Raw genomic sequence first — 19,143 nt, forward strand, 5'->3', positions numbered from 1 at the left:
CTTTCCTCATTGGCTGAACGAGAAAATCTTGCTCGTCGGCTTGCACTCGCGATGGATCATCTCGAGCAACCAGTAATTCCCGTAAGGCATCACATCCTGCTGCGGGAAAAGCGTGTTCCAGCGGCTTTTGCCTTCGCCCACGCCCCAGCTGCCGTGAAGCACGACACCGCCAGGCCCGACGCAGCGCTCGAGGATCACGGCCTCGGAACGGTTTGCGGCTTCGCGTGCGGTCTCATCGAGCAGCCCGAGGGCAAGACAGCGCCTCAGTGCGACAAGGCCGATGATGGTGCCGCATGAATCGCGCGGGATTTCCGTCAATCGCGGATCATTGAAATCGTAATAGAGCAGGCCATCATCCGGCAGATGCCCAACATACCAATGCGCTGCTCTCTCCAGCGACGCACGGATGAGTTCGTCATCACCGTAGGCTTCGAGGCATGAGACGAGGGAATGCAGAAGCCATGCCTGAGCGCGTGCCCAGGTCGATTTTTCCGAATAGCCCTGCGACGTATCCACACGCGCAATGCCGCCATGCTCGGGATCGAAGAACAGGCGGTGCTGGCAGGAGCCATCTTCCCGCAGCATGCCGCCTTCCAGCATCGTGTAGACGTGTTCCTTGATGCGGTCGGCACTTCGCTCACCGTGGCCGTAAGCCCAAAGGATCGGAAGCAGGCAGGCCGGCGTCTCTGATACGATCGCTTCCAGCCATGTGTTTTGATAATAGAGCCGCGCCTTGGTGCTGTAGAGGTCTTCCAGGATATCCGCGGATTCCAGTGCTGCTTCATGCAGCGCTCTGTCGCCTGTCAATTCCGCTCCAACGCAGAGCGCATAATAGGCGTCGAACCCGCAATTGCCGCGATCCATCGGGCGGCTCTCTGCCAGCCCCTTGCTGATCCGACGCGACAATTCATGAGCGGCATCACGGATGAGAAGATTGCCTGTGAGGTCATAAAGCAGCCAGAGACGACCGGTGAGGAATCCCGCCCATCGAAAGCCTCGTCCCGGCAAATAACCTTCCTGGATGCTGTATCGTCCGGTGCGCGTGTCCAGTTGGGGGAAGTCATTGGACGAGGAGGCCAGAACCATTCGGCACACCGGCAAGGCGCCGCCTTCGGCCATCTCGATGACTTCATCAAACCGTGTGCTGCTTCGCGTATCGCCGGCCATCCACTCTTCCTCTAAGCGTTTCCTGAGAGCGCTCTGTCATGGCGCTTCTGTTCTCGTCGCAGGGAATGGGCCTTGGATTGCCTCTTTAAACTGCGATCTGTGATCACATACTATCGTGCGGAACTGATAATGCAACCCTGCCGGCTCGATCTTTCACCGATGGGGAGTGACGAGGAAATTGCTGCGCTGAGGCGCTTGCAACGCGTTTCGGCATCGTGAAACGCACACGTATGAAGCTGGACGGACGTGGTGCAGTGCAATGAAAGTACCGTCCGACGATGTGTGTCGGAGAGGGTAGGCTCTGACAATTATGCGATCGGACAGCCGCTACTCATCATGATCAGCGCACAGGATGACACGCGAATAGATTGGCGACACTTGAGATCGAGCGCAGCTATGCTCACGCCTGTGCGGAATAACCACCATCAACCTGCAACGACGCGCCGGTGACGAAGTTCGATGCTGGAGATGCAAGGAAAACGGCGGCGCCGGCGAAGTCTTCCGTGCGGCCCCAGCGCTTGGCCGGTGTGCGGGACATCACAAGATCGTTCAAGCCATCGACCTGCGCCCGTGCCGACACGGTCAGATCCGTGTCGATCCAGCCCGGCAGAATGGCGTTGACCTGAATGTTGTCCGCGGCCCAGGCCGTCGCGAGGGCTTTGGTGAACTGCACCAATCCGCCTTTGCTTGCGGAATAAGCGACCGAGAACGGCGCGCCGAAGAGAGCAAGGATCGATGCAATGTTAATGATCTTCCCGCCGCCCGCATCGCGCATATACGGGTACACCGCCCGTGCCATGAGGAAGGCGCTCGAGAGATTGGAATCCATCACCCGCTGCCATTCTTCCAGGGAATAATCCTGGGGCGTCTTGCGGATGGCGATGCCGGCATTGTTGATTAGGATCTGAAGGTTTCCGAAATGCTCCGCTGCTTCTTTCACAGCCGCAAGACAGGCATCTTCCTTGGTGATGTCGGCCGAGATGAAATGCGCTTCGGCCCCATCGGCAAGAAGCGTCTTTGTCGCGATCTCGCCTTTCTCGGCGTTTCGTCCGATCAGGACGATCCTGGCGCCGGCTGCCGCAAGACCGCGTGCCATGCCAAGGCCGATGCCGCCATTGCCGCCTGTTACCAGGGCCGTCTTTCCTGACAGATCAAACATCTGCAAGGTCATTTTCATTCTCCCTATACCCGCCGCGCATGAAACGCACATCGCATCGCCAATTCTGTCGATAAACCTCTGGACAGCGAAGTCGGTTTTATCCTTATATGTGATCACAGATCACGAAACGGCAAGCGAAATAGCTGTGCCGATTATAAAAACACGAGGAAAGACCCAATGAAAAGGCATTTGAAGGAACGCATCAAGTCCGGCGAGTCATTGCTGGGATGCTTCGTCATGATTCCATCTCCGGCAGTCGTGGAGATGCTTGGCTATGCCGGGTTCGATTTCGCGGTTCTCGACACGGAGCATGGAGCAGGCACCGTCGAAACGTTGGAACACCAACTGCGCGCAGCCGACGCCGTCGGACTGCCAGCCCTCGTGCGAACCGTGGGCATGACGCCGGGTGAAATTCTGCGTGTGCTCGATGCGGGCGCTGCGGGCATCGTTGTTCCGCATGTGCGAACGGAGAAGGATGCGCGCGCAATCGTCGCCGCATCCCACTACCCGCCTCACGGCATTCGCGGTGTTGCAACGACCGCCAGGGCTGGGCGCCACGGCTTCACATCCATCGCCGAGCATCTGGCAGCTGCGAGAGAGCGCATCATCGTCGTGCCTCAGATCGAGGATGCCGATGCGCTGGAGCATGTGTCTGCCATTTCATCGGTCGATGGCATCGATGCGGTCTTCATCGGCCCTGCCGATCTATCTCTTTCCCTCGGCCATCCGGGCGATCTCACGCATCCGGTTGTGGTTGGCGCTATCGAAAGAGCAGTTTCGGATATTCGTTCTGCAGGACGCGTTCCGATGAGCTTTGCCAGAGGCCCGCAGGACGTCACGGTCATGGCGCAGCGCAATATTCCGGTTTCCGTCTTCTCAACGACGACGCTGATCTCGGGCATCCTGCGCGATACGGTCAAGGCTGTTCGGGAAAGCGTCTAGTCGCAATGGAAAAGCCAGCTGTTGGACAACGGCTGGCTTTTATTTTCGAATTCGGCTGTCTCAGGCTTTCTTGTAGTTGCCTGCCCGTTCCCGATAAACGGGATCGTCGTGACAAGCTTCCGATGCCAGCATGTGGAAGGCGCCGACCATGCCGGTGGCAGCCGGCGGTTCGGGATCGAGCGCGATCTTCGACAGGAAAAGCGCGATGGCGCTGCGCTTTGCCATATCATGCGCGAAGGCGACGGCTTCCGCTTTCAAACTTTCCAGCGGGACAACCCGATTGGCAAGGCCGGTGCGATAGGCCTCCTCCGCCTCGATCCTGCGACCGGTGAGGGCCCATTCCTTCGCGATCCCCAGACCAACGATAGGCGGCAGGCGCTGCAATCCGCCGGAACCCGGAATCGTACCCAGCACGATTTCAGGCAGGGAGAAGATCACGTTGTCGGCGACGAAGCGAATGTCGCAGGCAAGCGCCATTTCGAAACCGCCGCCCGCCACGTGACCGTGAAGTGCCGCGATGACGGGCTTGGTGCAGGCGGCGATGCGGTTCTTGGTGGTGAAGTCGAGTTGCAGGTAGCGGCGTGCGGCGATGCCCTGAAACTTGCCGACCTCGCGCAGGTCTGAGCCGGAGCAGAAAGCCCGCCCAGCTCCCATGATGATGGCAACCTTCACTGCCTCGTTCGTATCCACCCACTCCATCGCAGTCTGCATTTCCCGATGTGTGGCGGAGTTGCAGGCGTTAAGAACTTCAGGCCGATTGAGGGTTATGATCGCAACCGGACCGTCGGTTTCGATCTGGAGATAGGTCAGCTCTGGCGTGTCGGTCACTGGGGCCGCCTCCTGATGAGGGTAATATGCTTCCCACATTGCACGACCTCTCCACGCTGATTGACGAGTTCGACGAATTCGGTGATCAGGCCCATATTGGGCTTGCTCTTGCTTTCGCGCTTGTGGACCACCTTCCAGCGAGCGCGGACCGTATCGCCGATCTTGATTGGCGCTTTGAAATTCCACTCATCCCAGCCCACGGAGGCGACGCCGGTGCCTTGAGTGTAATTCGTGCGCCACATCAACCCTTGCGCGATGGAAAGACCGAGAAGGCCATGGGCGATGCGCGTGCCGAATTCGGTCTTCTTGCAGAATTCCTCGTCCGTATGAACTTGGCTGTAATCGCCTGTCAGGCCCGAAAAGTTGTTGAGGTCCGATTCGCCGATCGTCCGGCCCGGTGACAGGCGCTCCTCGTCGATCACGAAGTCTTCGAACCAGCAGCCCAGAACCACCTGTTCAGGTGCAGCTATCATCACATTTCCTCCAGTGTTTTTGAAAGTCCCATCGGCCCGCTGGCGAAGATGTCGGCGGACATTTCCTTGAGATCGGGCGAGACGACGAGGTCGAACTCGACCTGCGCGCGGATATCGCGGTCCAGATCGATGCCCGGCGCGATTTCGATCAGCTCCGGACCGTTGCGCGTCAGCCGGAAGACGCAGCGATCCGTCACGTAAAGAACTTCCTGACCCTTCTCGAGTGCCAGTGGCCCGTTGAAGGTGACTTCCTCGACGGCAGGAACAAATTTGCGGAAGCGGCCTTCCTGCTTGATCGACACCTTGCCATCCACGATCTCGCTCTTGAGACCACCGCTCGTCAGCGAACCGCAGAAGACGATCCTCTTTGTCTTCGAGGTGATGTTGATGAAGCCGCCGGGGCCGTTTACTTCATCGCCGAAGCGGCTGACATTGAGATTGCCCCTGGGATCGACCTGGCCGATGCCGAGGAAAGTGATGTCCAGCCCGCCTCCGTCATAGAAATTGAACTGGAAGCCGGAATCCATGATCGCGTCGGCATTGAGGGCCGGCACGAAGGAACCGCCGAGAACTGTCGCCATCAGCCCGCCGAAGATGCCGTGCTCGTTAGTGAAGGTGACGCGGTCGAGAATGTCTTCTTCGAGCGCCACGAGAGGCAGACGGGTTGCAACGCCCGCTCCCAGATTGATGACGTCGTTCGCACGAAGCTCCTTGGCCGCGCGGCGAAGGATCGTCTTCTCAGATCCCGGCGGCAGGGGAGGGAAGCCTTTGAGAGGATGCTTCAAGGCACCTGCCAGGAACGGGTTCCAGCCCTGCAGCGGATCGGCCATGCCAGGCGAGAGCTGCGTCTGCGTGGGATGCACGACGATGGCATCGATAAGCGGACCGGGAATGCGCACGAGGCGAGGATCGAGGCTGTTCGCCCGTGCGACGCGCTTGACCTGCACGATGACCCTTCCGCCCGATGCCTTGCAGGCCATCGCCATCTCGACGGCCCCGAGGGTGTTGGTCTCTTCCTCGAAACTCACATAGCCGTTCTCATCCGCCGTGGTGCCGCGAATGAAGGCGACATCGATGGGGAGAGACGGATAGAAGAGATATTCTTCATCATCGATGTTGAGAACACGAACCGGAGGATTGGTCGAGCGCGTGTTCGCCGCACCGCCGCCATTGCGCGGATCGATGAATGTGCCGATACCGACTTTTGTCACGATACCGGGCTTGCCCGACCCGGTAGCTGTCAGAATCTGCACCATCGTTCCCATGCCGACGATGTAGCCCTCAAAGGCGCCTTCTTTCATGAGTTCCAGAAGTCGGGGATGACGCGCGCGGGCGAAAGAGGCGCCGATCAGCTTCTTCAGCATTCCCCGGTGTGCGAAGGTGTTCAGGCCGCCAGAATTCGGGCGGTCCCCTGGAAGCATGGGGCTGAAGAGTGTGAGTTCCGCAGGGCTCCCGCCATCGAGGAAGCGCTTCTCCAAGGTAGAGAGCAGGAGGTCGGGCTCCAGAGCAGGGCCGGTGCCTACGACGCCCAGGGTCATCCCGTTCCTGACGAGGGAAATGGCTTCCTCAGCCGAAACAATCTTGTTCATGTCAGTGATCCGTCGTGGCGTTTGGCGTGTTGAGAGTGTTCAGCCATTGGTCGCGAAGCCCCATCGTGCCTTCGGCGAAGCAGCAGGCAGGCATCTGAGCAATATTGTCTGCGACCGTGACTTCGCATGACAGGGTGTCGAGGACATCTTTGCGAACATCGAGTCCTGGCGCGATCTCGGTCAGGACGAGCCCTTGAGCACCAAGCCGGAAGACGGCCTTCTCGCTGACGTAAGTGATGCTCTGGCCGCGGCGCAGCGCTTCCTTCGCGTTAAATGTCAGATCCTGCACCTTCTGAACGACCTTGCGTTGCGCGCGCTCGCCCAGCACCATGCAGAACACGATGTTCTGGATGCCTTGGGTCATCTCCACGAAGCCGCCTGCTCCGGGAATACGCTCGCCGAAGCGGCTGACATTCACATTGCCCTCCCGGTCGACTTCCCCCACGCCTAGGAAAGCGCGATCGACGCCTCCGCCGGCGAAGAAGCGCAGCTGGTCCGCTGCATCGAGGATCGCCACGGGGTTATGGGCGACGGGGAACGTTTTTCCGCCAGCCGCATAGCCGTTGATGCCGCCGAAAACGCCATGTTCGATGGTGAAGGACGTGAGATCGAAGACATTTTCTTCCAATGCGATGGCAGGAAGAAAGCCGGCGATGCCGAACCCGATGGCGAGAAGCTCTCCGGGTTTCGCTTCCATGAAGGCGCGGCGCATGACGATCTTGTTCGCATCCATCGGGCGAACCGGAACATCCTGCGTCGAAAGTTTCGATGCACCCACCAGTGTCGGATCGTAGAACGAATGCGTGATCTGCATCTGCCCGGGGTTCAATACGATGGCGTCGACCATGACGCCGGGCACGCGAACAGCGTGAGGGGCAAGCGATCCGGCCGGAACGATGCGCTTGACCTGGGCGATGACCTTGCCCTTGTTCGCCCGTGCTGCCTGAGCGAGAAGAAGCGGGCCGATGATGGCGGCTTCCTCTTCGAAGCTGAGGTTTCCATCTGTGTCGGCTGTGGTCGCGCGAATGAAACAGGTATCGACCGGGAGCGCGCGATAATAGAGAAGGTTCTCTCCATCAATTTCCACGCGCTGGACGAGTTTCTCCGTCGAGACTGCATTGAGCGCTCCGCCGCCATGCGCAGGATCCTGAAAGGTGCCGAGCCCGACCCGTGAGACGACGCCAGGACGATTGCTGGCAGCGGCTTCCAGCATGGCGTAGATCACGCCGATGGAGAAGTTGTAGGCCTCCATCTCATTGTCGTTGATCCGGCGAATGAGTTCCGGCACGCCGACGGGCCAGAACGAACCGCCGATCATGCGCTTGATCATCCCGGGAGCGCCAAAGAGGCTTGTGCCGCGCCCTTCGATTTCTCCGGTCCGAATGGCGTGAATCTCCGTCAGATTGCGTGGCTCTCCGGTTTCCTTGAAGCGGGAGACCAGCGCGGTGATCAGGCTATCCGGCTCCTGAACGCCGCCGGCTCCTCCGACAGCAAGCGTTGAGCCGGATTTGACGAGGCGGACCGCTTCCTGAGCGGAGATGAGTTTGTGACTTTCAAGGGTCATGATGCTGAGGCGTTACCGTGTTTGTCTGCAAACCCGCTCGTCCGTTCGCGATAGCCCGAAACGGATTGGCAGATGCTGCTCACGAGACCATGGAGCATGGGCGCGACGGATGCATCGGGCGGCAGGCGGATGGCAGTTTTGAGATAGCGGATGGCTTCCGGTGGTCGAGCGGCGAAAGTTTCCGCCCATTTCGTTGCCTGCAGAAGCGATTGTCCTGTTTCGACAGTCTTGTTGACGAGGCCGATCACCTCAGCCTCGCGTCCGCCAACACGTCGTCCGCTGACAATGAGTTCCACCGCGCGGGATGGGCCGATCAGCTGCGGAAGTCTCTGAACCGCACCGGAGCCCGGCACGCTGCCGAGGGTCATTTCAGGGAACCCGATCCTCGTGTCTTCATCTGCAACGCGCATGTCGCAGGCCAGCGCCAGCTCCGCACCGCCCCCCAATGCGTAGCCATGAAGCGACGCAATGCTGAGAAGAGGGGAGCGGGCAATCCGGTCGAAGACCAACCAGGTCAGTTCGATGAATCGGCGCAGGCTCTCGCCAGAGAGACCACGCATGAAGGTCAGGTCCGCGCCTGCCGAGAATGCACGTGCCTCACCGCCTGAGATGACAGCGATCGATATGTCAGGCTGCTTCTCGAGTTCATCGAAAACCGCCGAGAGCTGCCTGCACATGTCCTCGTTGATGGCGTTGAGGACGCCTGGACGAGCGAGGCTTATATAGGCAGCTCGCCCATCGACCCGGTATGTGACGCAGTCCCGGTTACTCATCCCCTGGCCTCGAAGCTTCCTGCTCTGGCGAAAGGAGCGCCCTTTTCATCGAGGCTGATGAGGATGGGATGGGCGAGGTTGGGATCCGTCTCGGTGGCATCCTCCCGATAATGACTGCCGCGAGTTTCCTTGCGCAGCTTGGCTGCCGAGCACATCATCCGCCCCACATCGGCCAAGTTCAATGCCTCATAGAGATCGATCAGTTCCTTGGGAGAGCCGACAGCGTATTGGCCCGCTTCCAGATTGCGAGTGACGACGGCCAGAGTTTCCTCCGCCTCAGCCAGTCCCGCCTCGTTGCGGACCACGAGTGCATGATCCGTCATCGTCTTCTTGATCTGCCGGGTTGCTTCGCGGATGCTTTGCTTTCCATTGAACTCGGAGCGCGATGCAATGGCTGCGATTATGCCATCGCTTCGTTTCGAGCTTGAGCTCGCCTTGCGATCACGACCGACATCGGCAGCCTTCTTGCCGGCTCTTTTCCCGAAGACGAGGCAGTTCAGGAGCATGTTGCCGCCAAGACGATCAGCGCCATAAGGGCCGGCAGCATTTTCGCCTGCGGAGAGCAGACCGGGAACGGAGGTCTGTCCATCTTCGTCGATGACGAGGCCGCCATTGATCGCGTGGCCGAACAGCCCGATACGCAGGGGCTCTGCATCAATGTCGATATGCTTCTTCTGAAGCCAGGTCTTCGATACGTTCCAAAGCTGTGCAAACCCCTTCTGCGGAATCTTGTCCGGTTCCGTGCCGCGCATGTCGAGCAGGAAGCCGCCATCCTTGTCGGCGCGCCCGTCCCGCATGGCATTCTTCATGGCGATTTCGAGCCAGCGGGATTCATCGGATGCGCTGAAGGGGTAATGATCCACCTTCTTCAGCATGGCCGCTTCGATGTTGGCGGATGCCGGAACGGTGCCTTCAGTAACGGGCTTTCCGTCTTTGTCCGTGAATTTCGGCAAGCCGGCCCAGAACCATGTATAGAGCATGTTCAGGGCGGGCTTGACCGTGCCGAAACCGGCCTGCATGAACTCCATATTGGCCAAAGTCGCACCGGCGCGATAGCCAAGCGCATAGCCGTCTCCGGTAATGTCCGGCGGCATCAGGCTGTGGACGAAGAGTTGTCCGGCTCCGCCAGTCGTCATCACCGTCGCACCGGCGCGAACCTCGATGAGGCGGCCATCTCTCGTCATGGCGATAAAGCCGTTCACACCGGTCGCATCCTGAATCAAGGACAGGACGGCGGTCTGCTCAAGCGCCTGCACGCCAAGCTTGCCGATCTCGCGCTTCAGCGCCACGGTAATCGGCTTGCCATGATGGTAGATCTTGCGGTTGCGCGGGCGTGAGGCGAAGTCTCCCTGCGCGACGAGCGGCTTGCCGCTCTCCGGATCGCGGATGAAGTCGATGTCCCACCGATCGAGATCTTCGGCCGCATCCGTCGCTTCATCCACAAGAATGCGGACGAGTTTCGGATCCGCGCAGCCTTTGGCTGCCTTCATGATGTCGTCGTAATGAACATCCGGATTATCGAGTGGGTCGCCTGCACCGTCAGGCACCGCAAAGCCCGCCGAGGAAGCGAGCCCCACGGCGGTTGCGCCGGAGACGGCGATGCGTCCCTTGGTGATGATGAGAGTCTTGGCGCCGGAGAGGGCAGCCTCGTAGGCAACCCTCAAGCCCGCACCACCTGCGCCGATGACGGCGACATCGACAGAGATGATTTCCGGATCGGTGAATTTCACACCAAGCCTCCCGGAGCAATGCCTTCACCCAAGCCATTCCGCTGAACGCGGCTTGCGATCATCGAACGCTGGATATCGGATGTCCCGTCCAGAATGCGATAAGCGCGTGCATCGCGGAACAGACGCTCGACGCTGAATTCCTGCGACACGCCCATCGCACCATGAACCTGGATCGCGCCATCCGCAGCCCGACCTGCCGCTTCACTGCAGAACAGCTTGGCATAGGCCGCTTCCTGGGCAGCATCCTTCCCTTCGTCGAAGATTTCCGCGGCTTGGTAAAGCAGCATGCGAGCGGTGTACAAATCCGCCGACATATCCGCGATTTTGTGTTTGATGGATTGGAACTCGCCGATCTTCTTGCCGAACTGCTGACGGTTCTCGGCATGTGCGATGCTCAGATCGGCGGCTTTCCAGATCACACCGACGGCGCGGGCTGCGGCCCAGAGACGGGCACGCCCGAGAATGAACTTGAGCGCATCGAAGCCGAAGCCGATTTCGCCGAGCACTTCATCGTCCGAGGCTTCGACTTCTTCAAAATGAACTTCGGCGCTGCCGGAGCCGCGACCGCCGAGCTGCCATTCCGGCTTGCCCACATGGATTCCTGGGCGCTTGTCGATCAGAAAGATCGTGATGCCGCCCTTGGATCCTTTCGATGGATCGGTGACGGCGGAGACAAGAAAGATATCGGACTTCGCGGCGCGGCTGATCCAAAGCTTCGTACCCGTGATCTTCCATTTGCCATTCTCGCGAACGGCTTTCGTCTTGATGCCGGCGGCATCCGATCCCGCACCGGCCTCGCTGAGACAAAATGCCGGAAAGCGCTCTCCCGCCGCAAGACCAGGAAGATATTTCTGCTTCTGATCTTCTCGCCCGACGAGGTTGATGGCAGCAGCGGGCGCGCTGGGCGCAATGTAGAATGTCACACCGCCAGGTCCACGGCTCAATGTCTCCAGGGCAACGGAGGACGCGAGTTCGCTCTCTCCGAGGCCGCCATAGGCTTCCGGAATGGAAAAGCCGAACAGGCCAAGCTCACGCGCCTGCACAAAAATCTCTTCGGGGATCTCGTTCGTTCGGTCGATCAGCGCGGCCTGCGGTTCGATGACTTCGTCGACGAAGTCCCTAATCGTATTGCGTAGCTGAATGACATCTTCAGGGAGGCGAAGCGGCACACTGGACTCCTGCAAATCTGCGATCTGTGATCACATATTATCCAGAATGATCAATATTGCAACAGCAACCGCGTCAGTTTTCCTCGAAGAGGCGCCTCGCCCTTGTTCCAAAGGTCTCCCGTTTGGTCTTCAAGATCCCGTCAACTGCTTGACTTGTGATCACACATCACGGATTGTCACGTTGGCGGTGCGTAAATCCGATGATCGGAAGCCTGCCCAAGGCCGAAGACAATGATGATAAGCGGCCAGTGTCGAGGCATACAAAGGGAGGATAGGAATGAACGGATATCAATGGCTGAAACCTGCATCGTGCGGTGTCGCGATGCTGCTTGCATCCTTCTCCTTCGCGTCGGCGCAGGATGCCTACAAGATCGGTGTCTCGGAGCCGTTGAGCGGAGCCGCAAGCTCGCTGGGCATTCCGGTGGTGGAAAGTATCAAGATTGCCGCTGAGGCCATCAATGCCAAAGGCGGCATCAACGGCAAGAAGATCGAACTCGTCATTCGCGACGATCAGAGCAAGCCGGACATTGCCGTGCAGAATTTCCGTCGTCTTGCGGAAGAGGGCGTGTACGGCGTCATCGGCCCGAATCAAGGCAGCAATGCTCTCGCCGTCGCACCGATCCTGATGGAGACCAAGGTGCCCATGTGCGGGTTCCAGAACACGATCTCCATCACGAAGATCGGCAATCCCTACATTTTCCGCTGCCAGACCAGCGATACCGACAACACCAAGGCGGCGCTGCTGTTCGCCAAGAACAAGCTGAACGCTAAGAATGTCGCCGTGATGTATACGGGAGACGCCTACGGCACCGAGGCTTACAATGCGCTCCAGGATGTCGCGAAATCCATGAGCATGCCGATCGTCGCCGCCGAGAAGGTCAACTATGGCGCGAGCGACACCTCCGCTGAGTGGACCAAAATCCTTGCGGCCAAGCCTGAAGCAATCATCCTCTGGGGGTCGGGCTCCACGATGTCAGTCGCATTGAGAAACGGATCCCAGCTTGGGAACACGGCTCCCATCATCGGCGCGCAGGGTGTTGCGGCTGCTGCCATCATCAAGGGCGCGGGCACTGCGGCGGAAGGCATCTATATGGTGACGCTGAACGCTCCCGATCAGATCACCAAGGAGCAGGAAGAACTCAGCAAGATCTATAAGGCCAAGAACGGCGCCGACTACACGCTGACGATCTATGACATCATCGGCTGGGATGCGGTGCATATCTACGCCAAGGCCATCGCGAATGCCGGCGGTGACAAGGCGAAGGTTCAGCAGGGACTGGAGCAGATCAACGATTTCCGCCTTGCAGGTGGTTCCTACACCTACAAGCCAGACAGCCACGAAGGACTCGGCGTCGATTCCGTGTGGATCGTGCAGGTCAAGGATGGCCGCATGATCGGTGTTCAACACGGCTTCTAAGGTAAAGGCTGGCAGATGGCTTCGGCCGATATCATTCAATTGCTGGTGAGCGGCCTGACCGTCGGGAGCATTTATGCTCTCGTCGGTCTGGGCTTCAATCTCATCTTCAACTCGACCGACGTCATCAACTTCGCCCAGGGCGAGTTCGTGATGGTGGGAGGCGTCTTTGCCGCCATTGCCATCGGTCAATGGGATGCGCCAGTCTGGCTTGCCGTCGTCGGTGCCATTGCCGTTGTGGGCGCGCTGGGGGCGCTGATCGATTTCGGGACAATCTCGAGAGTGAAAAAGGGCAGCGTCATGACGCTCGCCATGATCACTCTCGGGATCTCCGTCATCATCAAAACCTCGACCCTTCTCCTGGCCGGGCCGGACCCTCTTTACTTCGATCCCTTCACCGCAGGGCCTCCGCTTCGCATCCTCGGCGCGGTCGTGCAGTTGCAGGCTCTGTGGGTGATCGGCATCGGCGCCATCGTGATGGTGGCTCTCGAACTGTTCTATTCTTACTCGGCGCGTGGACGAGAGATGCTGGCCTGCGCCATCGACCGGGAGGCTGCGTCGTTGATGGGTATCAACGTCAAGGCGATGGTCCGTCTCAGCTTCATCCTGTCGGGTTTCCTTGGTGGTCTTGCGGGCGTTCTCATCACGCCCTTGACCAACGCCACTTACGATCAAGGGTTTACCCTGGCGCTCAAGGGCTTTGCGGCGTCGGCTCTGGGCGGATTCGGGCGCAGCAGCTCCGCCATCCTCGGCGGCCTCTCACTTGGCTTGATCGAGGCTGCATCCGTCGCGGTCATGCCGTCCGGCTGGAAGGATTCCGTGGCGCTTGCGGTGCTCATCCTCGTGCTCATGTTCCGTCCGGCGGGTCTTCTGGGCGGACGTGAAGAGCGTCGTCATACGCAATCGCTCTAGGGTAAGATCATGCAGCGTTTGTCACCCATTCTCGCGTGTTTCGTGATCTGGCTGCTCCTGCCGCTCATGATCAGCACGTCGGGCACGTTCAACCTGTTCATCTTCTCCTTCATCAACCTGATCCTCGCTGTCGGGCTCGCATTGCTCTTCGGCTATGCGGGGCAGATCTCGCTGGGCCAGGCGGGCTTCTACGGCATCGGCGCCTATGTTTCGAGCTGGCTTGCAACACGCGCCGGGTTGCCGCCAATCCTCGGGATCATCGCCGGCACGCTTGCTCCCGCCGTGCTTGGCTACGTGATCGGCAGGCCTGTCTTGAAACTGCGCGGTTACTACCTCGCCATGGTCACTGCGGCACTAGGGCTTATCCTGCACACGATCTTCGTGGAATGGGATGGCGTCACGGGCGGCTATTCCGGCATCACGGCGATTCCGCCGCTGACTCTGGGCCCGCTCTCCGCGCGTTCGCCTCTGACGATGTATTATGTGAGCGGCTTATGTGCCTTCGTCGTTCTCTTCCTCTCGCTGAGGCTCGTCGATACCGCCTATGGCCGCGCCATGCGGACGATGCGGGAATCGGAAGCCGCCGCGAAATCCGTCGGCATCGGCATCTCGAGCCTTAAGGCCGAGGTCTTCGCGCTCTCCGCCGGATTGTCCGGACTCGCCGGCGGACTTTACGCGCAATATGTCGGGTTCATCAGTCCCGAAAGCTTTACCATCGACGCCTCGGTGAATCTCCTGCTCGCCCTCGTCATCGGCGGCGTGGGATCGTTATGGGGGGCTGCCATTGGTGCAATCCTCCTGACATTCATGCCCGAGTGGTTTCATCAGCTCCAGAACGCCTACGGGCTTGTTCTTGGCGCGCTCGTCGTCGTGCTGCTGACGCTTGAGCCGCGAGGTCTCATCGGCATCGCATCACGTCTGACCGGGCGTTTCACAAGGCCTCGCCTCAAGCCGCAGGAGGTATGACCCGTGGAACTCGTCATCGACCGCGTCGGCGTCCGTTTCGGCGGGCTATGGGCCAACAAGAATGTCGCTTTCACGGTGGAGGATCGATCGATCATGGCAGTGATCGGGCCGAATGGTGCCGGAAAGTCCACGCTGTTCAACGTAGTCACGGGCTTTCTCAAGCCCACGGAAGGCGAGGTTCGCTTCAACGGCAAGCGTATCTCGGGCCTTCCTCCGGAAATCGTGGCTCGGCAGGGGTTCGCCAGAACTTTCCAGATCCCGGAAATCTGTCACGAAATTTCAGTCTACGATAATGTGCTCGTAGGAGCACACAGGCACATCAAGGGCAATTTGATCACGCAGGTTCTGGGCTTCGGGGCGAGCGCCAGAACGGATGCGGAAGCGCGCAAATCCGTTGATAGCATCTTACGGGATACAGGCCTCTGGGAAGTTAGGGATGCGCCTGCCCATATTCTTCCTCTCGGCAAGGTTCGCCTCCTCGAGATTGCGCGCGCCCTGGCCTCCAGGCCCAAGCTGCTCCTGCTGGATGAGGCGGCATCCGGCTTGAACTCGCAGGAGGCAACCGAGCTTGGCGCCTTCATTCGGCGGTTGCCGGGGCTCGGCGTGACAGTTCTGCTCATCGAGCACAATGTCGGGTTCGTGATGGATCTGGCGCATCGGGTTGCCGTGCTCGATCACGGCCAGCTCATCAGCGTCGGCGCGCCGGAAGATGTCAGGCAGGATGAGGCTGTCATTTCAGCCTATCTCGGCAAACGGAAACAGTGATGCTCAGCGTCAAGAACCTTGCAGTGCATTATGGCGGCATCGCTGCCGTCCGAAACGTTTCGTTCGAGGTCGGTGCAGGCGAGTGCATCGCCATCATTGGCCCGAACGGCGCGGGAAAATCTTCGACTCTGCGCGCGGTTTCCGGTCTTGCGCCTATCACGTCCGGCACGGTCGCGTTTGCCGGCACGACCTTGAACAAGCTGCCGGCGCACGAGATCGCCCGGCTGGGTCTGGCGCACGTCCCGGAAGGCCGCCATGTGTTCGGGCCGCTCACCGTCGAGGACAATCTTCTGCTCGGCCGTCAGAGGCTCGGTCACGTCAAGGCATCCGAGGGATTGGAGCGGATCTATTCCATCATGCCGCGCCTCAAGGAACGCCGGTTGCAGAAGGCAGGTAGTCTCTCGGGGGGCGAGCAGCAGATGCTCGTGATCGGGCGTGCCTTGATCAGTCAGCCCAAGATGATCATGCTCGACGAACCATCCATGGGGCTCGCGCCGAAAATCGTGGATGCCGTGTTCGATCTTTTGAATGACCTGCGCCAGCAGGGGCAGACTATTCTGCTCGTCGAACAAAATGCGCAGCAGGCCCTCAGCTTTGCGGAGCGCAGCATCGTGCTGAACCTTGGCGAGGTGAAGATGCAGGGTCCCTCCGCCGAGTTGCTGGAGCGGGCGGATATGGTCAACGCCTATCTGGGCGGCGCGGTCGAAATGACCTGAGTGAGCGGCGGAGTTCAGTAAAGATGTCGGATACGCAGCGCTGGAAGAAACGTCCTCCCGGATCGAACTGGGGAGATTTCGGACCGGACGATCAGTTCGGCCGCGCGAACTGGCTCACGCCGGATGTGACGCTCAAGGGCATTGCGGAGGTGAGGGAAGGGCGCTCCTTCTGCCTCAGCCTTCCCCTCGATTATCCGGGCGGGAATGCCATGAATCCCAGCCGTCGCCCTCCGATCCTCAAGCCGACGATGCGCAGAGGCAAGCCGTGTTACGGCTACAAGATGCTCTGCGAGGACCCGACCATGACGGATGTTCTCAATGACGACATCGCCATCCTGACCCTACAATATTCGACGCAGTGGGATGCATTGGGTCATGTGGGCTCCATGTTCGACGCCGATGACGATGGCGAGCCCGAGATTGTATTCTACAATGGCTTCAGAGCCGGCGTTGAGATCATAGGCCCATCCGAGACCGAGACTGAGGGCTCGACTGTTGCCGCCCATGCATTGAGCATCGACCGTCTTGCCGAAAAATCCATGCAGGGCCGGGGCGTGATGATCGACCTCGCCCATCACCTGGGGCGGGAGCGCGTTGCTGTCGGCTACGACCTGTTGATGCGGATCATGGAGGACGATGGGGTCGAGGTCGAACGAGGCGATATGGTTTGCCTTCATACGGGCTTGTCGACCATGATCTTGGAGATGAACAAGCAGCCCGATGGCCCGCTTCTCCTGAAATCCTGCCCTGTTCTCGACGGGCGCGATCAAAGGCTACTGCAATGGGTGACGGATAGCGGCTTGGTGGCCATTGCCGCAGACAACTATGCCGTCGAATTGAATCCAGGACGCGACCAGCAGGCCTGCTGTTCCTACCTGCCGCTCCATGAGCATTGCCTGTTCAAGCTCGGCATTCCGCTCGGAGAGTTGTGGTATCTGGATGAATTGGCCCGATGGCTTCGCGCGCATGGCCGCTCGCGGTTCCTGCTGACGGCTCCGCCTCTGCGCCTGCCTGGGGCCATCGGATCACCGGTAACGCCAATCGCCACCGTTTGAAAGGACAAAGGCCCAGGAGAGATCCTGGGCCTTTTCTTATTGCTAGAAGGCGACGCGATCACCGCCCTTGAGGGAGAGGATTTCACGCGCTTCATCCGGCGTCGCAATTTCAAGGCCGAGTCCTTCGATGATCTGCCGGGCACGCTGCACCTGCTGAGCATTCGATTCCGCGAAACGGCCCGGGCCGATCCAGAGCGAGTCCTCCAGACCAACGCGCACATTGCCACCCATGGCGGCGGCCATGGCCGCAATCGGCAACTGGTTCTTGCCGGCACCGAGAACAGACCAGCGGTATTGATCACCGAAGAGCCGGTCGGCAGTGCGCTTCATGTGCATCACATCGTCCGGATGCGGACCGATGCCGCCCAGGATGCCGAAAACGGTCTGGACAAAAAGCGGCGGCTTGACGAGACCCCGCTCGAGGAAGTGATGAAGGTTGTAGAGATGACCTGTGTCGTAGCACTCGAACTCGAAGCGAGTCTCTGCTTCCGAGAGCGCGTTCAACGCATATTCGATATCCTTGAAGGTATTGCGGAAGATCAGATCCCGCGATCCTTCCAGCGCTTCACGCTCCCAAGGATGCTTGAACTCCTTGAAGCGCTGGAGCATCGGGAACAGGCCGAAATTGAACGAGCCCATGTTGAGGGAAGCTACCTCCGGCTTGTAGACCGCAGCAGGTTTGACACGCTCCTCGACCTTCATCCACGGCGCGCCGCCTGTGGTGATGTTGATGACGCAGTTGGATCGCTGCTTAACCACCTTGAGGAATGGCGCGAACCCTTCCGGCGACTGGTCCGGTTTGCCCGTAATCGGGTCGCGCGCATGAAGGTGAACGATGGCAGCGCCGGCTTCCGCTGCGCCGATGGCCGCCTCGGCAATTTCCTCCGGCGTGACCGGAAGGTAAGGCGACATCGAAGGTGTATGAATGGCGCCGGTGACGGCGCAGGTGATAATCACTTTCTTAGAAGCAGCCATGTTCTAGCCCTTGTTGTAGACGTTTTGTGCGTTCTTGTGTTCGCGCAGAGCCTTGAGGCGCTGGTCACGCCAGGCTCCCCGCGCAGCGATCTGGTCCAATGAAGGTGAAGGACCCCAGCTCGCGACAACCTTCGCCGTATTGCACTCATCCCAGACCTCGGGTGGTGGGGGATCGGCTGCGATCCGGCGAAATGTGGGGCCGTAGCGGGCCAGATAATCGGGGATGCCACCGGGGGCATTCAGCTCGATTGTGGCCAGGGGGCCTAGGAACGACCAGCGTAGGCCAAGACCTTCCGTCACCGTCTTGTCGAGATCCTGCGCGCTGACCACGCCATCCTCCACGAGGCGTAGAGCTTCCGTGAGTAGAGCCGCTTGCAGGCGGTTGAGGACGAAGCCTTCGACTTCGCGGTTGATCACGATGGGTGCCTGCCCAACGCTGTCGTAGATCCTGCGGGCTTCCGAGACGACAGCCGGGCTGGTCCACGGCGCGCCGCAAATCTCCACGAGCGGCGCAAGGTGAGGAGGATTGAGCGGATGGGCCACAAGGCAGCGCTCCCGGTGCCTGAGGTCTTCCGTGAAACGCGATGCTGCAATGGCGGAGCTGGAGGAAGCCAGAATGGTCTCCGGCCGGGCCAGGGCATCCAGCTCCCGGAAAAGCGATTGCTTCATCTCGACGTTCTCGGGCCCGCACTCCTGCACGAGCTGAGCATCCGAGACGGCTTCCGCCATGGAGAGGGTAAACCGGATCCTGGCGAACTGGCTCTCACCGCTTCCGTCTTCGGACGCGAACATGCTTGGGAGGCAGGTTCTCGCTTCGGAAAGGCGCTTCTCATCGACATCCATCAAATGCACGGACCAACCGGACCGAGCAAATACGACAGACCATGAACGGCCAATCAACCCAGCTCCGATGATTGCGACTTCCGGCATGAGTACCTTTCCGCCA

At 59.8% G+C, this 19,143-nt stretch carries 18 protein-coding genes; 7 read left to right on the forward strand and 11 right to left on the reverse strand.

The features are described from left to right. Positions 1–6 precede the first annotated feature (6 nt). Both ACXJKO_RS07895 and ACXJKO_RS07900 read right to left on the reverse strand, forming a co-directional pair. Positions 7–1,167, reverse strand: a complete 1,161-nt coding sequence (locus tag ACXJKO_RS07895) for a hypothetical protein (RefSeq protein WP_457090537.1) — start codon at positions 1,165–1,167, stop codon at positions 7–9. 400 nt (positions 1,168–1,567) lie between these two features. Further along, positions 1,568–2,338 (reverse strand): SDR family NAD(P)-dependent oxidoreductase, encoded by a 771-nt coding sequence (locus tag ACXJKO_RS07900; protein ID WP_457090538.1) that lies wholly within the window; start codon positions 2,336–2,338, stop codon positions 1,568–1,570. 165 nt (positions 2,339–2,503) lie between these two features. Between ACXJKO_RS07900 and ACXJKO_RS07905 the strand changes: the two genes are divergently transcribed. Beyond that, positions 2,504–3,268 carry an HpcH/HpaI aldolase family protein gene (locus ACXJKO_RS07905; protein WP_457090539.1) on the forward strand — a complete coding sequence of 255 codons (765 nt, stop codon included), beginning with the start codon at positions 2,504–2,506 and terminating at the stop codon, positions 3,266–3,268. Between the two features lie 60 nt (positions 3,269–3,328). Here ACXJKO_RS07905 and ACXJKO_RS07910 read toward each other — a convergent pair whose 3' ends face one another. From ACXJKO_RS07910 to ACXJKO_RS07940, 7 genes are read right to left on the reverse strand one after another with little or no spacing between them, the layout of a single operon-like run. Further along, complete coding sequence (locus ACXJKO_RS07910; protein WP_457090540.1) at positions 3,329–4,096, reverse strand: enoyl-CoA hydratase/isomerase family protein; 768 nt, start codon at positions 4,094–4,096, stop codon at positions 3,329–3,331. After that, complete coding sequence (locus tag ACXJKO_RS07915; RefSeq protein ID WP_457090541.1) at positions 4,093–4,569, reverse strand: MaoC/PaaZ C-terminal domain-containing protein; 477 nt, start codon at positions 4,567–4,569, stop codon at positions 4,093–4,095. Before ACXJKO_RS07915 ends, ACXJKO_RS07910 begins: the two co-directional genes overlap by 4 nt. Continuing rightward, a complete protein-coding gene (locus ACXJKO_RS07920; protein WP_457090542.1) occupies positions 4,569–6,158 on the reverse strand; it encodes an acyl CoA:acetate/3-ketoacid CoA transferase in 1,590 nt (529 codons plus the stop codon). Before ACXJKO_RS07920 ends, ACXJKO_RS07915 begins: the two co-directional genes overlap by 1 nt. A 1-nt stretch (position 6,159) precedes the next feature. Beyond that, positions 6,160–7,722 carry a CoA-transferase gene (locus ACXJKO_RS07925; RefSeq protein WP_457090543.1) on the reverse strand — a complete coding sequence of 521 codons (1,563 nt, stop codon included), beginning with the start codon at positions 7,720–7,722 and terminating at the stop codon, positions 6,160–6,162. Further along, entirely contained in the window at positions 7,719–8,495 is a 777-nt protein-coding gene (locus ACXJKO_RS07930) for an enoyl-CoA hydratase/isomerase family protein (RefSeq protein WP_457090544.1), read from the reverse strand. Before ACXJKO_RS07930 ends, ACXJKO_RS07925 begins: the two co-directional genes overlap by 4 nt. Next, positions 8,492–10,225 carry an FAD-binding protein gene (locus tag ACXJKO_RS07935; RefSeq protein ID WP_457090545.1) on the reverse strand — a complete coding sequence of 578 codons (1,734 nt, stop codon included), beginning with the start codon at positions 10,223–10,225 and terminating at the stop codon, positions 8,492–8,494. The genes ACXJKO_RS07930 and ACXJKO_RS07935 overlap by 4 nt, the downstream gene beginning before the upstream one ends. Beyond that, the gene (locus ACXJKO_RS07940; RefSeq protein ID WP_457090546.1) at positions 10,222–11,394 is read right to left on the reverse strand and encodes an acyl-CoA dehydrogenase family protein; all 1,173 of its coding nucleotides are present in this window, start codon (positions 11,392–11,394) and stop codon (positions 10,222–10,224) included. Before ACXJKO_RS07940 ends, ACXJKO_RS07935 begins: the two co-directional genes overlap by 4 nt. Positions 11,395–11,671: 277 nt before the next feature. Here ACXJKO_RS07940 and ACXJKO_RS07945 point away from each other — a divergent pair, with 277 nt between their 5' ends. Genes ACXJKO_RS07945 through ACXJKO_RS07970 form a run of 6 tightly spaced genes read left to right on the forward strand, consistent with a single transcriptional unit; the run spans position 11,672 to position 17,222 of the window. Next, entirely contained in the window at positions 11,672–12,811 is a 1,140-nt protein-coding gene (locus tag ACXJKO_RS07945; protein ID WP_457090547.1) for an ABC transporter substrate-binding protein, read from the forward strand. A gap of 15 nt (positions 12,812–12,826) precedes the next feature. Beyond that, the gene (locus tag ACXJKO_RS07950) at positions 12,827–13,720 is read left to right on the forward strand and encodes a branched-chain amino acid ABC transporter permease (RefSeq protein WP_457090548.1); all 894 of its coding nucleotides are present in this window, start codon (positions 12,827–12,829) and stop codon (positions 13,718–13,720) included. 9 nt (positions 13,721–13,729) lie between these two features. Next, entirely contained in the window at positions 13,730–14,686 is a 957-nt protein-coding gene (locus ACXJKO_RS07955; protein WP_457090549.1) for a branched-chain amino acid ABC transporter permease, read from the forward strand. Between the two features lie 3 nt (positions 14,687–14,689). Beyond that, positions 14,690–15,451, forward strand: a complete 762-nt coding sequence (locus ACXJKO_RS07960; RefSeq protein WP_457090550.1) for an ABC transporter ATP-binding protein — start codon at positions 14,690–14,692, stop codon at positions 15,449–15,451. Continuing rightward, complete coding sequence (locus ACXJKO_RS07965; RefSeq protein WP_457090551.1) at positions 15,451–16,167, forward strand: ABC transporter ATP-binding protein; 717 nt, start codon at positions 15,451–15,453, stop codon at positions 16,165–16,167. Before ACXJKO_RS07960 ends, ACXJKO_RS07965 begins: the two co-directional genes overlap by 1 nt. Positions 16,168–16,190: 23 nt before the next feature. Then, the gene (locus tag ACXJKO_RS07970) at positions 16,191–17,222 is read left to right on the forward strand and encodes a cyclase family protein (RefSeq protein ID WP_457090552.1); all 1,032 of its coding nucleotides are present in this window, start codon (positions 16,191–16,193) and stop codon (positions 17,220–17,222) included. A gap of 42 nt (positions 17,223–17,264) precedes the next feature. On the opposite strand, the gene ACXJKO_RS07975 is transcribed toward ACXJKO_RS07970, so the two are convergent. Further along, positions 17,265–18,197, reverse strand: coding sequence for a 3-keto-5-aminohexanoate cleavage protein (locus tag ACXJKO_RS07975; RefSeq protein ID WP_457090553.1), 933 nt, complete (start codon positions 18,195–18,197; stop codon positions 17,265–17,267). A gap of 3 nt (positions 18,198–18,200) precedes the next feature. After that, the gene (locus ACXJKO_RS07980) at positions 18,201–19,127 is read right to left on the reverse strand and encodes a 3-hydroxyacyl-CoA dehydrogenase (RefSeq protein ID WP_457090554.1); all 927 of its coding nucleotides are present in this window, start codon (positions 19,125–19,127) and stop codon (positions 18,201–18,203) included. Positions 19,128–19,143: the final 16 nt, after the last annotated feature.

The organism is Microvirga sp. P5_D2, assembly GCF_054049475.1.

Bases quoted from the DNA above. Each gene is read 5' to 3' on its own strand.
- ACXJKO_RS07895 (WP_457090537.1), bottom strand. From the start codon at position 1,167: ATGGCCGGCGATACGCGAAGCAGCACACGGTTTGATGAAGTCATCGAG.
- ACXJKO_RS07900 (WP_457090538.1), bottom strand. From the start codon at position 2,338: ATGACCTTGCAGATGTTTGATCTGTCAGGAAAGACGGCCCTGGTAACA.
- ACXJKO_RS07905 (WP_457090539.1), top strand. From the start codon at position 2,504: ATGAAAAGGCATTTGAAGGAACGCATCAAGTCCGGCGAGTCATTGCTG.
- ACXJKO_RS07915 (WP_457090541.1), bottom strand. From the start codon at position 4,569: ATGATAGCTGCACCTGAACAGGTGGTTCTGGGCTGCTGGTTCGAAGAC.
- ACXJKO_RS07920 (WP_457090542.1), bottom strand. From the start codon at position 6,158: ATGAACAAGATTGTTTCGGCTGAGGAAGCCATTTCCCTCGTCAGGAAC.
- ACXJKO_RS07925 (WP_457090543.1), bottom strand. From the start codon at position 7,722: ATGACCCTTGAAAGTCACAAACTCATCTCCGCTCAGGAAGCGGTCCGC.
- ACXJKO_RS07930 (WP_457090544.1), bottom strand. From the start codon at position 8,495: ATGAGTAACCGGGACTGCGTCACATACCGGGTCGATGGGCGAGCTGCC.
- ACXJKO_RS07945 (WP_457090547.1), top strand. From the start codon at position 11,672: ATGAACGGATATCAATGGCTGAAACCTGCATCGTGCGGTGTCGCGATG.
- ACXJKO_RS07950 (WP_457090548.1), top strand. From the start codon at position 12,827: ATGGCTTCGGCCGATATCATTCAATTGCTGGTGAGCGGCCTGACCGTC.
- ACXJKO_RS07955 (WP_457090549.1), top strand. From the start codon at position 13,730: ATGCAGCGTTTGTCACCCATTCTCGCGTGTTTCGTGATCTGGCTGCTC.
- ACXJKO_RS07965 (WP_457090551.1), top strand. From the start codon at position 15,451: ATGCTCAGCGTCAAGAACCTTGCAGTGCATTATGGCGGCATCGCTGCC.
- ACXJKO_RS07970 (WP_457090552.1), top strand. From the start codon at position 16,191: ATGTCGGATACGCAGCGCTGGAAGAAACGTCCTCCCGGATCGAACTGG.
- ACXJKO_RS07975 (WP_457090553.1), bottom strand. From the start codon at position 18,197: ATGGCTGCTTCTAAGAAAGTGATTATCACCTGCGCCGTCACCGGCGCC.
- ACXJKO_RS07980 (WP_457090554.1), bottom strand. From the start codon at position 19,127: ATGCCGGAAGTCGCAATCATCGGAGCTGGGTTGATTGGCCGTTCATGG.